Origin of the sequence: Mycobacterium sp. 1465703.0, from assembly GCF_001672975.1 — a bacterium.
Lineage (GTDB): Bacteria > Actinomycetota > Actinomycetes > Mycobacteriales > Mycobacteriaceae > Mycobacterium.
On sequence record NZ_LZKU01000181.1, the window covers coordinates 1 to 11837 of the forward strand.

At 67.1% G+C, this 11837-nt stretch carries 12 protein-coding genes and 1 pseudogene; 8 read left to right on the forward strand and 5 right to left on the reverse strand.

From position 1 onward, the window contains the following. Positions 1-100: 100 nt before the first annotated feature. A pseudogene (locus A5625_RS30200) lies at positions 101-181 on the reverse strand (hypothetical protein); the annotation flags it as partial. 251 nt (positions 182-432) lie between these two features. On the opposite strand from A5625_RS30200, the gene whiB1 reads away from it, so the two are divergent. Beyond that, positions 433-687, forward strand: coding sequence for a transcriptional regulator WhiB1 (whiB1, locus tag A5625_RS16375; RefSeq protein ID WP_003874607.1), 255 nt, complete (start codon positions 433-435; stop codon positions 685-687). 80 nt (positions 688-767) lie between these two features. On the opposite strand, the gene A5625_RS16380 is transcribed toward whiB1, so the two are convergent. Both A5625_RS16380 and A5625_RS16385 read right to left on the reverse strand, forming a co-directional pair. Continuing rightward, positions 768-2267 (reverse strand): sensor histidine kinase, encoded by a 1500-nt coding sequence (locus A5625_RS16380; protein WP_066995891.1) that lies wholly within the window; start codon positions 2265-2267, stop codon positions 768-770. Between the two features lie 50 nt (positions 2268-2317). After that, on the reverse strand, positions 2318-2533 hold the full coding sequence (locus A5625_RS16385; RefSeq protein ID WP_066995916.1) for a biotin/lipoyl-binding carrier protein: 216 nt from the start codon (positions 2531-2533) through the stop codon (positions 2318-2320). A 244-nt stretch (positions 2534-2777) separates the two neighbouring features. On the opposite strand from A5625_RS16385, the gene A5625_RS30770 reads away from it, so the two are divergent. Further along, positions 2778-2852 (forward strand): 50S ribosomal protein bL37, encoded by a 75-nt coding sequence (locus A5625_RS30770; protein WP_085976515.1) that lies wholly within the window; start codon positions 2778-2780, stop codon positions 2850-2852. 7 nt (positions 2853-2859) lie between these two features. Here A5625_RS30770 and rsrA read toward each other — a convergent pair whose 3' ends face one another. Both rsrA and A5625_RS16395 read right to left on the reverse strand, forming a co-directional pair. Further along, a complete protein-coding gene (rsrA, locus tag A5625_RS16390; RefSeq protein ID WP_066995895.1) occupies positions 2860-3174 on the reverse strand; it encodes a mycothiol system anti-sigma-R factor in 315 nt (104 codons plus the stop codon). Further along, positions 3171-3833, reverse strand: coding sequence for a sigma-70 family RNA polymerase sigma factor (locus A5625_RS16395; RefSeq protein ID WP_066995898.1), 663 nt, complete (start codon positions 3831-3833; stop codon positions 3171-3173). Before A5625_RS16395 ends, rsrA begins: the two co-directional genes overlap by 4 nt. A 314-nt stretch (positions 3834-4147) precedes the next feature. On the opposite strand from A5625_RS16395, the gene A5625_RS16400 reads away from it, so the two are divergent. From A5625_RS16400 to A5625_RS16425, 6 genes are all read left to right on the forward strand, one after another. Next, on the forward strand, positions 4148-4996 hold the full coding sequence (locus tag A5625_RS16400) for an NAD(P)-dependent oxidoreductase (RefSeq protein ID WP_066995900.1): 849 nt from the start codon (positions 4148-4150) through the stop codon (positions 4994-4996). 9 nt (positions 4997-5005) lie between these two features. Continuing rightward, positions 5006-5494 (forward strand): YbaK/EbsC family protein, encoded by a 489-nt coding sequence (locus A5625_RS16405; protein WP_066995903.1) that lies wholly within the window; start codon positions 5006-5008, stop codon positions 5492-5494. 253 nt (positions 5495-5747) lie between these two features. Then, complete coding sequence (locus tag A5625_RS16410) at positions 5748-6635, forward strand: urea amidolyase associated protein UAAP1 (RefSeq protein WP_066995906.1); 888 nt, start codon at positions 5748-5750, stop codon at positions 6633-6635. Beyond that, the gene (locus tag A5625_RS16415) at positions 6632-7288 is read left to right on the forward strand and encodes an urea amidolyase associated protein UAAP2 (protein ID WP_066995909.1); all 657 of its coding nucleotides are present in this window, start codon (positions 6632-6634) and stop codon (positions 7286-7288) included. The genes A5625_RS16410 and A5625_RS16415 overlap by 4 nt, the downstream gene beginning before the upstream one ends. Then, positions 7285-10971 (forward strand): urea carboxylase, encoded by a 3687-nt coding sequence (gene uca, locus A5625_RS16420; RefSeq protein ID WP_066995913.1) that lies wholly within the window; start codon positions 7285-7287, stop codon positions 10969-10971. The genes A5625_RS16415 and uca overlap by 4 nt, the downstream gene beginning before the upstream one ends. Then, on the forward strand, positions 10968-11837 hold an 870-nt coding region (locus A5625_RS16425; protein WP_255397980.1), incomplete at its 3' end, for an amidase family protein. The genes uca and A5625_RS16425, both read left to right, overlap by 4 nt.

Genomic DNA, 11837 nt, shown 5'->3' on the forward strand with positions numbered 1-11837 from the left:
TCAACTCGTAGCCGAGCCCTTACTCCGTTGTACTACACTGCACGGGCCGCTTACCGGATTCCGTTGCCGGCGTGCGCCACAATCCCGGCATTTCCGCAGGTCAGTGGCGTTTTGGCTGGGGAGGGGCAACCACCGCGAGCGCATCCGGGACCGCCCTGAACGTCATGGATTCGCGCACGCCGGCAACGGAATCCGGTAAGCGGCCCGTGCAGTGTAGTACAACGGAGTAAGGGCTCGGCTACGAGTTGATCAAAGTGAGATAGCCCACGAGCGAACTCACACTATTGACATCTGTTGAGCCTGTGAAACGATCAAAAGGTTGCATGCAGAGTTTTGCGTAGGAGTGCGGACTCCTTTTCCTTCTGCAAGCGTAAAACAGCCGAAGAAAATGGCCGTGCGCCTTGCTGCGCACTCAGTAAGGAGTAAAGACGTATGGATTGGCGCCACAAGGCGGTCTGTCGCGACGAAGACCCGGAGCTGTTCTTCCCGGTAGGGAACAGCGGCCCGGCGCTCGCGCAGATCGCTGACGCGAAACTGGTCTGTAATCGGTGCCCGGTGACCACAGAGTGTCTCGGTTGGGCCCTGAACACCGGCCAGGACTCGGGCGTATGGGGCGGCATGAGCGAAGACGAGCGGCGTGCACTCAAGCGCCGCAACGCCCGGACGAAGGCCCGCAGCGGGGTATAACCCAGGTAGAGCAAACAGTGCGGCCTCGACGAAAGTCGGGGCCGCACCTTTGCGTGCGGGGGTGCGGATGACGCCTTCGCCTACAGCATCAATCGGGTCCGCCGGCCGATCGGCACTCGTAGCACCACATCGGTGCCGCGCGCGGCGGCCTGACGCATGCCCAGCGTGCCGTCCAGCTCAGCCGAAACCAGGGTCCGCACGATCTGCAGGCCGAGGCTGTCGGAGGTCTCCAGACTGAATCCGTCCGGGAGCCCGCGGCCGTCGTCGTGCACCACCACGTCCAGCCAGCGCGCCGAACGCTCCGCACGAATCGTCACCGAGCCTTCCGCGGCCGCCGGGTCAAAGGCGTGTTCGATCGCGTTTTGCACCAGTTCGGTGATCACCATGATCAGCGCGGTGGCCCGGTCGGAGTCCAGCACACCCAGATCGCCGACCCGGTTGATGCGGATGGGCCGGTCCACCGACGCCACGTCGTTCATGATCGGCAGGATCCGGTCGATGACTTCGTCGAGGTTGACCTGTTCGTCCACCGACATCGACAGTGCGTCATGCACCAGCGCAATCGACGACACCCGTCGCACCGACTCGATCAGGGCTTCGCGCCCCTCGGCGTTGACGGTCCGGCGAGCCTGCAGGCGCAACAGCGCCGCCACGGTCTGCAGGTTGTTCTTCACCCGATGGTGGATTTCCCGGATGGTGGCGTCTTTGGATATCAGGGCACGGTCGCGGCGTTTGACCTCCGTGACGTCGCGGATCAACACCGCCGCGCCGGCGCTGGCGCCGTCGACCACCAACGGCAGCGTGCGCAGCAGCACGGTGGCTCCCCCGGCGTCGACCTCCATGCGCATGCTGCGGCCGCCGGCCACCAGGTCGCTCACGTGTTCGGCCACTTCCTGCGCCTCGAACGGATCGGAGATCAGCGGACGGGTGACCTCGATGAGGTTGTGCCCCTCCAGCTCGGTGGTCAGCCCCATCCGGTGGTAGGCCGACAGCGCGTTGGGGCTGGCATAGGCGACGACGCCGTGCACATCGAGGCGAATGAAGCCGTCACCCGCGCGCGGGGTGGAACGCGACATGACGACGTCTCCAGCGTCGGGGAAGGTGCCGTCAGCGAGCATGTGCACCAGATCACCGGCGCACTCCCGGTATGCGATCTCCAGCTGGCCCGACGCACGGTCGGCGGTCACAGCGGTCTGATGGTGGGTGAGCACCGCCACCACCTGACCGCCGTAGCGCACCGGGGACGCCTCGACATGGGTGCCCGGTAACCACGAATTCTTCTGGCCCGCAAGGTCATCGCGCTGGGCGGTGCCCGACTCGAACGTCTCGGCCACCAGCCCCAGCCGGTCGGAGCCGACGACGGTGCCCACCGCATCGGTCTGCAGCACCGTTGGTGCGGTGTTCGGCCGGCACTGCGCCACACACACCAGCACGCCGTCGTCGCGGCGCACCCACATCAGGTAATCGGCGAACGACAGGTCGGCCAGCAACTGCCACTCGCCGACCACCGCGTGCAGGTGGTCTACCGCATTGCCCGGCAGCATGGTGTGTTCGGCGAGCAGATCACCGAGAGTTGACATCGCTTACTCCCCGGGTCGTTTCCCGGCGGCTGATCGAAGGGGCAGGGCGACTAGCTGATCACCGCGATGAGGTCGCCCGCCTGAATGACGTCGCCCACCGCCACACTGACCTTGCTGACGGTGCCGCCGACTTCGGCCAGGACAGGGATCTCCATCTTCATCGACTCCAACAGCACCACGATGTCGCCTTTGCCGATCTGGTCACCCTCGCTCACAACGACTTCGAGCACGCTGGCCACGATCTCGGCACGCACATCCTCCGCCATCTTCACCCCACTCGTTTCGGCCTTTTGCGCAGGCTGGCTGCTGGTCATCACGGTTCTATCAGGCCCATCAGGCTCGGATACATCGAACCACAGGCCCGGTCGGGACCGCGGCGCACGGCCCCCGAGTGGCCCCCACGAGGGCGAAGACACTGCATAGGACGTCTCGTGAGAGACTGGAGGACAAGCCAACGGGCGCCGCGCGCCTGGTTTGACAAGCAATCAAGCAACCACGGAGGTTTCCACCATGGCCAAAAGAGGCCGCAAAAAGCGCGACCGCAAGCACAGCAAAGCCAACCACGGTAAGCGGCCCAACTCCTAAGGGGCCGCTACTGCGTACCCCGGATGATGGTGGTGCGCCGGATCTCGAGCCGTAGCCGCTCGCGCAAGCCCTCGGGGGCCTTCTCGCCTCGGCATTTGGTGGCGATCAGCGCCTTGATCCGCTCTTCGAGTCCGTAGTGCTTGAAGCAGCCGGGGCACGCCTCGAGGTGCCGACGCAGTTGCTCACGGGTGTCCGGACCGCATTCGCCGTCGAGCAGCAGCCATACCTGCCGGATGACCTCGGCGCAGCCCACGCTGCCGTGCGACTCGTCGTTGGGGCAAGCATCGGGCGAGGCACCGCCCTGGCCGGCCAACTCGCTCATGACGACACCTCCTCGTGCGTCTGCTCACCGCGGTTGAAGCCCCGATCCTTGGCGACGTCGGCCAACAGGCCGCGCAGCTGCCGTCGGCCGCGGTGCAGCCGTGACATTACCGTTCCAATCGGCGTATCCATGATTTCGGCGATTTCCTTGTACGGAAAACCTTCGACATCGGCGTAATAGACCGCCATCCGGAATTCTTCCGGCAAAGCCGCCAGCGCGTCTTTGATCTCCGAGTCCGGTAGCGCCTCGAGGGCTTCGACCTCGGCCGACCGCAGTCCGGTGGATGAATGCTCGGCGTTCGAGGCCAGCTGCCAGTCGGTGATTTCCTCGGTCGGGTACTCCGCCGGTTGGCGCTGCTTCTTGCGGTAGCTGTTGATGTAGGTGTTGGTCAGGATCCGGTACAGCCAGGCCTTCAGATTGGTGCCGGCCCGGAAAGAGCGGAATCCCGCGTAGGCCTTCACCATCGTTTCTTGCAGCAAATCTTCGGCGTCGGCGGGATTGCGGGTCATCCGCAGCGCACCGCCATAGAGCTGGTCGAGCAGCGGAATCGCGTCGCGTTCGAATCGCGCCGTTAATTCCGCGTCGGTCTCTTCGTGCGCGGCGGGCTCGCCAATCTCGGGCCCTGTCGCGTCATCGCGGCCATTTTCAGAGTCGGCCATATCGATTAACCCGGTCCCTTCTGCTGCGGTGTTACCGGAGAACACGAAAAGCGCCACCGGGCTCGCAAACAAGCCAGCCAACCGCTCCTCGCCTAACAGGCTCGTCGCCGTTGACACCACGCTGCTCCTCCCAATCTAAAGGCTGACCCCGACACTGTCCGTCCGGGCCTGCCACTACCGCATGTGAGACCGATTGGATCAACAGCATGCGCGACGCCGCTATTTCCGCGCCGCAATTCGATCGGGTAACGGTTTGGACTAGCGCCGCTCGGACCCCGCTCCGGCCGATTCCGGCGTGGCGTTAGTGTGACGCCATGTCCCTCAACGGCAAAACGATGTTCATCTCCGGCGCCAGTCGCGGTATTGGTCTGGCGATAGCCAAACGCGCCGCACAAGATGGCGCCAACATCGCCCTGATCGCCAAGACCGCCGAGCCGCATCCCAAGTTGCCGGGCACGGTGTTCACCGCCGCCAAGGAACTCGAAGAGGCCGGCGGGCAGGCGTTGCCGATCGTGGGGGACGTCCGCGACCCGGAGTCGGTCGAGGCCGCGGTGGCCAAGACCGTCGAACGGTTCGGCGGCATCGACATCTGCGTCAACAACGCCTCGGCGATCAACCTGGGGTCCATCACCGAGGTGCCGATGAAGCGGTTCGACTTGATGAACGGCATTCAGGTGCGCGGCACATATGCGGTGTCGCAGGCCTGCATCCCGCATCTGAAGGGCCGGGAGAACCCGCACATCCTGACGCTGTCTCCGCCGGTCCTGCTCGGCAGCGAGTGGTTGAAGCCGACCGCATACATGATGGCCAAGTTCGGCATGACGCTGTGCGCCCTGGGCATCGCCGAAGAAATGCGCGAGGAGGGCATCGCCTCCAACACGCTGTGGCCGCGCACGCTGGTGGCGACGGCCGCGGTGCAGAACCTGCTCGGTGGTGACGAGGCGATGGGCCGCGCCCGCAAGCCCGAGATCTACTCCGACGCGGCCTACGTCATCCTCAACAAGCCGTCCAAGGAATTCACCGGCAACATGCTGCTGTGCGAGGACGTGCTGGTGGACTCCGGTGTCACCGACTTGTCGGCGTACGACTGCATCCCCGGCTCGAAACTGGGCGTCGACTTCTGGGTGGACGGCGTCAACCCACCGGGGTACACCGGCCCCTAGGATCTCGAGGTGGCCGGGCCTGCCACACCAGGTATTGCCGCGTTGGTGAAAGCCGGTGTGCCGCATGAAGTCCTGACCTTCGACCACGATCGGCGGGAGCATGCGTTCGGCGCCGAGGCGGTCAAAGCGCTCACCGAGGCCGCCGGCATCCATCCCGGGCAGATCTACAAGACGCTGATCATCACGGTCCCCGACGGACTCGCAGTCGCGATCATGCCGGCGACCGCCCGGCTCTCGCTGAAGGCGGCCGCCGCCGCGCTGGGGGTTGCCAAGGCATCCATGGCCGACGCTTCGATCGCCGAACGGGCCACCGGATATGTGGTCGGTGCGGTGTCGCCGTTCGGTCAGCGCAAGCGGCTGCCGACGGTCGTCGATTCCAGCGCGCTGGCGTGGGATCTGGTGTTCTGCAGCGCCGGTCGCCGAGGGTGGGAGGTCGCGGTGGCGCCGCAGGATCTGATCCGCCTCACCGGCGCTATCACCGCCGATCTTCGCGCCTAGTCTCGGTGTCCGGGATCAGGCTGTCACCCCGAGCCCGGCGCTGACCGCACCGCAGAACGAAATCTGTTCCGCGCCAGCCGAATACAGCACAGCCGTCGACGAATACTGGACCACCTACCTGCCTGGACGGGCGCGATGCGCCGTCGGTCTTGAACCCGGAGCAGAGGCGGTCGCCCTTCAGGCCGACAGGTCAGCCGTGGCCCCATGCGGACGGCTTGCGCGCTGAATCTGTCATTTGATAGAAATTGGGTCGATGTCGTTACTGAAGGGGGTTCCTGTGATCGCTGAAGCGAGCAGCTCAGATACCGCCACCACGGCGGGAGCCCGGGCCCACGCACGAGCCCAACACGGCCGGTCTGCGCAGTACATGCGGCACGTGCCCGCAAGTAGCAGCCCGACCGTCCCCGATGACGTGGCCGCCGAGCATCTGGTCTGGTCGGAGACCGTGGGACCGGGCGGATATACGACCGCCGCTGTGGCTCGCGGCACACGCATCCGACTGACCGATCCGGACGGCAATGCCTGCGCGAGCCTGTTGTTGCACCGCCTCGGCGCCCCCCATGAACGGCTCAACATCGCAGACACAGTCAAAGTGCCGTGGCAGGCGTACGTCACCACCGGGCACCCGTTGTTGAGCGGTTTCGGCCGGGTTCTCGCGACGGTTGTCGCCGACACTTCCGGCGCTCATGACGCTCTCACTGGCACCACGACGCTGGCGGGGAACGTGGAGGCGTATGGGGCGGGGGCGCCCGAGTCGCCATCCCCGGCCGGACGCCAGCTTCTTCTGCTGGGGGCACTCAAGCACGGTCTGGGCCAGCGTGACCTGCCACCCTCACTCTCCTTCTTCCAGGGAGTGCGCGTGGGGTCCGACGGAACTTTTCGGTGGCAGGGGTCCGCAGGCCCGCGCACTCACGTCGATCTTCTGTTGCATGTCGACTGCATCGTGCTTCTCGCCAACACAGCACACCCCCTGGATCCGCGGCCCGAATTCACCTGCTCTCCCTTACGAATTCACGCCTGGCCCGCCGCGGCCGAACTTGACGTGCTGGCCGCCGGCGAACTGGTCGGACCGCTGGGTCCCGAACACCGCCAAGCCATCGCGAATACCAACGCCGACCTTGCCGCCCGGGGAGTCCTGTGACAACCGCCGCCACCGCCGCCCTTGTTCCCGGGGCCGTGATCCTCGACCAGACCGTCGCCGCACGCGCATCGTGGTCCGCGGTGGTTGCCGCGGGAGACGTATTGACGATCGCCGACCTCTACGGCAACCAAGCCGTCGACTGTCTGCTCTACTCGGCGGCGGACACCTCGGTCCGCTACTCCGCACCAGAGACCATCAGGCGGCAGGGCCGTATCACCCTGACCACCGGGTCAGTGCTGCGCGCTGACACTGGGATGGCGTTGATGACCGTCGTCGACGACGAAGTCGGCGCGCACGACACGCTTGGCGGAGCCTGCTCCAAGGAATCCAACACGTTGCGCTATGGTCCGCACACCTGGTCCCAGCATGGATGCAAAGAGAACTTTCTGATCGAGGGCGCCCGTCATGGCCTCGGCGCGCGGGACCTGTCGAGCAACATCAACTGGTTCATGAACGTGCCCGTCGATCCCGACGGTGCGTTGGGGATCGTCGATGGTCTGTCCGCGCCGGGCAAGCGAGTCGCGGTGCGCGCTGAGGTAGAAACGCTGGTCCTGGTGTCGAACTGTCCGCAGATCAACAATCCCTGCAACGGGTTCGACCCCACCCCGGTCCAGATGATCGTGACCCGGCCTGCCCAGGCGGGCGGCGCGTGAACCCGCCCGACACGGTACTGATCGCCAATCGCGGGGAGATTGCCGTTCGGCTGCTGCGGTCGGCGCGGCAGCTTGGCCTCCGCACGGTGGCGGTGTTTTCCGATGCCGACCGCGGGGCGCCCCACGTCAGGTTGGCCGACGAAGCGGTACGCCTGGGGCGCGCCGCGCCGAGTGAAAGTTATTTGAGGGCCGACGCGGTCCTGGAGGCAGCAACCGCGACCGGCGCCGGCATGATCCATCCGGGTTACGGATTCCTCTCCGAAAACGCCGAATTCGCCACGGCTATCGAACAAGCCGGCATCGCATTCGTCGGCCCGACCCCAGAACAGCTGCGCGTGTTCGGGAACAAGCACACGGCGCGCGAAGCCGCAGTCGCTGCCGGTGTGCCGGTGTCCCCCGGCTCCGCGTTGCTGGACAGCGCCGCGGCCGCGATCAGTGCGGCTGACGACATCGGCTATCCGGTGATGCTCAAGGCCACCGGCGGCGGTGGTGGGATCGGCATGCAGGTCTGCCGGGATGCCCAGGAGCTGCGCTCCGCGTTCGATCGCGTGGCTCGGCTGGCCGAGCGCAGCTTCGGCTCGGCGGGTGTCTTCGTCGAACGGTTCATCGAGCACGCGCGCCACCTCGAGGTGCAGATCTTCGGCGACGGCACCGGTCGGGTGCTATCGCTCGGCGACCGCGACTGCTCACTGCAGCGCCGTAACCAAAAGGTGATCGAGGAGGCGCCCGCACCGGCACTTCCCGACGAGTTACGCGAGCGCCTGCATTCGTCGTCGCGCGCCTTGGCTGCGTCGGTGGGTTACCGCTCCGCCGGCACCGTCGAATTCGTCTACGACCAAGAGCGACACCAGGCGTCGTTCCTCGAGGTGAACGCGCGCCTGCAGGTCGAGCACCCGGTGACCGAAGCGATCACCGGAATTGATTTGGCCGAGTGGATGTTTCGGCTGGCGCGCGGCGATCGGGACATGGTAGCGGAGCGCCTGGCGCCGGGCGCCAGCACCGGCGCGGTGCCCGTTGCGGGCAATGCGGTGGAGGTGCGCGTATACGCTGAGGATCCCACGCGGGACTACCGACCGAGCACCGGAACACTGACCGCCGTGACGTTCCCCGACCGGCTCGTCGACGGATCCAGCGTGCGCGTCGACACTTGGGTCCAAGACGGCACCGAGATCTCGGCGTCCTACGATCCGCTACTCGCCAAGGTCATCACCGAAGGGCCGACTCGGGGCGTGGCATTCGACCGACTGAGCCTCGCGCTGGACGCCACGGTCATCCACGGCATCGAGGTCAATATCGGGGCAGCCCGCGCCGCACTGAATTACCCCGACGTGCGCGAGGCGCGCCACAGCACCGCCACATTGGCCGACATCAAGGATCCCCGCCCTCGGATCACCGTCGAACGCCCCGGCCTGCTGACCACGGTCCAGGACCTGCCTGGCAGGGTGGGTAAATGGGCTGTCGGCGTACCGCCGAGCGGGCCGATGGACGACCTGTCGTTCCGGCTCGGCAACCGCGCGCTCGGCAATGCCGACGGGGCTCCCGGGCTCGAGTGCACCTCATCGGGTCCGGCGCTGCACGTGACCCATCCGACCACGGTCTGCGTCACCGGGGCCGAGTGCCCGATCACGGTCAACGGGGTGGCCGTTCCGATGTGGGAGCCGGTCGAGATCCCGGCGGACGGCCTGCTCGACGTCGGCGCCGCCGAGACGACAGGACTGCGCACCTACGTGCTCTTCGCCGGCGGGCTCGACGTGCCGGCCTATCTGGGCAGCGCGTCGACTTTCACGCTGGGCCGATTCGGCGGCCACGGCGGACGGCAGCTGGTGGTCGGTGACGTCTTGCGCGCCAACACCCCTGGCGCTCCCGCACCCACCGCGCCGGTACCGGCCGAGCAACGTCCGACGATGCGGTCGGATTGGGAACTCGCCGTCACCGAAGGACCACACGGCGCGCCCGAGTTCTTCACGCAAGCCGACATCGACACCTTGTTCAGCGCGCGCTACCGCGTGCACTTCAACTCCGCCCGCACCGGGGTGCGGCTGGAAGGGCCGAAGCCGCAATGGGCGCGGTCCGACGGCGGAGAGGCGGGCCTGCACCCGTCCAATATTCACGACAATGCGTATTCGGTTGGTTCGCTTGACTTTACCGGCGACACCCCGATCCTGCTGGGTCCCGATGGCCCGAGCCTGGGCGGCTTCGTGTGTCCCGTCACCGTCACCTCGGCCGAACGGTGGAAACTGGGTCAGCTACGGCCGGGCGATACGGTGCGTTTCGTGCCGGTGCGCGCCGCCGATGTGCCGTCGCGTAATGAACTGGGCATCGCACGTCGGGCGGCATGGTCGGTCCCGCGGACTGGTGGCGACGGCGACCACGGCGTGCTTGCCCGCCGCACCGGTGACGGTGCTCCGTCGGTCACCTACCGCCGCAGCGGCGACGACAATGTCATGGTCGAGTACGGCGACATCGTCTTGGATCTCGCGCTGCGCGTGCGCGTCCACGCCCTGCACCAACGGCTCGCGGAGGAACTGAACGAAGGCCGCTTATCCGGGATCGTGGATCTGACACCAGGGATTCGCTCGCTGCAGGTGCATGTCGACCCCGACGTGCTGCCGATCGACCGACTGCTTGGGCTGCTCAACGAAATCGAGGACGACCTGCCCGCGACCGCGGACGTGGTGGTGCCCAGCAGGTCGGTGAGACTGCCCCTCAGCTGGGACGACCCGGCCACTCGCGAGGCCATCGCGCGCTACATGTCGGGCGTGCGCGACGACGCGCCGTGGTGCCCGTCCAACATCGAATTCATCAGGCGGGTCAATGGTTTGGCGTCGCAGGACGATGTCAGGGACATTGTGTTCGCGGCCGAATACCTGACTCTGGGGCTCGGCGACGTATACCTCGGCGCGCCCGTGGCAACGCCGCTCGATCCCCGCCACCGGCTGGTCACCACCAAGTACAACCCGGCGCGCACATGGACCGCGGAGAACTCCGTCGGCATCGGTGGAGCGTACCTGTGCATCTACGGCATGGAGGGCCCCGGCGGCTACCAGTTCGTCGGACGGACCACGCAGGTGTGGAGCCGGTACACGCACACGGCGCCATTCGAGCCCGAAACGCCTTGGCTGCTAAGGTTTTTCGATCGGATCAGCTGGTATCCGGTATCCGCCGAGGAACTGCTCGACCTACGCGCCGACCTCGCCGCCGGCCGCGGCTCGGTGGATATCACCCCCGGAACGTTCTCGCTTGCCGACCACGAGCGGTTCCTGGCCGACAATGCCGCCTCGATCGCCGACTTCCGGGCCACCCAGAGCGCGGCGTTCGCGGCCGAACGCGCGGCATGGGCGGCCGCGGGAGAGTTCGACCGCGCGGAGCGGACCGAATCCAGGGCTGTCGCGGTGACGGTCGACCTGGTGCTCGACGACGGCGAACAGCGGGTGGACGCGCCGTTTGCATCCAGCGTGTGGAAGGTCGACGTCGAAGTGAGCGAGCAGGTGGTGGCGGGCCAACCGCTGCTCGCGCTCGAGGCCATGAAGATGGAGACGGTCATCGCGGCCCCCTCCGACGGCGTCGTCACCCGCCTGCTGGTCGAGGCGGGCGACCAGGTCGAACCCGGCACGCCGTTGGCGGTGGTACAGACCCAGTCCCCGCCGTCCGCAGACCTCGACCTCGCCGAGGCGTCTGCGTGAGCGCCGTCGAACGTGTGCGCGCCGCGTACGCGGCAATCGAAGCGGTCGACCGCCCGGAGATCTGGATCTTCTTACGGCCCAAGGCCGATGCGCTGGCCGACGCCGCCGCCGTCGATGCTCAGGTCGCTGCGGGCGCGGATTTGCCGCTGGCCGGCCTCGTCGCGTCGGTGAAGAACAACATCGACGTCGCGGGTCTGCCGACCACGGCGGCGTGTCCGGGCTACGCGAGCGTGCCCGCTTCCGCCGATGCCACCGTCGTCGCGCGGTTGCGGGCGGCCGGTGCCGTCGTTCTCGGTGCGACCAACCTCGACCAGTTCGCAACCGGCCTGGTCGGAACTCGCAGCCCCTACGGCGCGGTGCGCGACGCCCGCCGGCCCGACCACATCTCGGGGGGGTCCAGCTCCGGGTCAGCCGTCGCGGTCGCGCTCGGACTCGTCGACATCGGTGTCGGCACCGACACCGCGGGGTCGGGCCGCGTGCCGGCCGCGCTCCAGGGCGTCGTGGGCATCAAGCCGACTGTCGGCGTGGTTCCGACGAACGGCGTCGTCCCGGCATGCCGCTCCTACGACTGCGTCACGGTGTTCGCGCGCGACATCGACACGGCCGACGCCGCGATGGGGGTGATGGCCGGAGGGGCGCGCCCGTTCCCACCGGACGCGCCGCTGGCCGCGCCCCCGAACCCGACTGTGGCGATCCCCCGGGAACTGCCCGGGCTGTCCAAGCCATGGCGGTTCGCGTTCCGCGACGCGTGTGATCGTCTTGCCGCGACCGGCGTCCGACTACAAGAGATCGACCTCGGCGGGGTGGGCGTCGACGAACGTCCCGACGGCCTCGTGCCGTTCGGCGACCAGGCCGCCGTCGTAGAG

Bases quoted from the DNA above. Each gene is read 5' to 3' on its own strand.
- whiB1 (WP_003874607.1), top strand. From the start codon at position 433: ATGGATTGGCGCCACAAGGCGGTCTGTCGCGACGAAGACCCGGAGCTG.
- A5625_RS16380 (WP_066995891.1), bottom strand. From the start codon at position 2,267: ATGTCAACTCTCGGTGATCTGCTCGCCGAACACACCATGCTGCCGGGC.
- A5625_RS16385 (WP_066995916.1), bottom strand. From the start codon at position 2,533: ATGGCGGAGGATGTGCGTGCCGAGATCGTGGCCAGCGTGCTCGAAGTC.
- rsrA (WP_066995895.1), bottom strand. From the start codon at position 3,174: ATGAGCGAGTTGGCCGGCCAGGGCGGTGCCTCGCCCGATGCTTGCCCC.
- A5625_RS16395 (WP_066995898.1), bottom strand. From the start codon at position 3,833: ATGGCCGACTCTGAAAATGGCCGCGATGACGCGACAGGGCCCGAGATT.
- A5625_RS16400 (WP_066995900.1), top strand. From the start codon at position 4,148: ATGTCCCTCAACGGCAAAACGATGTTCATCTCCGGCGCCAGTCGCGGT.
- A5625_RS16410 (WP_066995906.1), top strand. From the start codon at position 5,748: ATGTCGTTACTGAAGGGGGTTCCTGTGATCGCTGAAGCGAGCAGCTCA.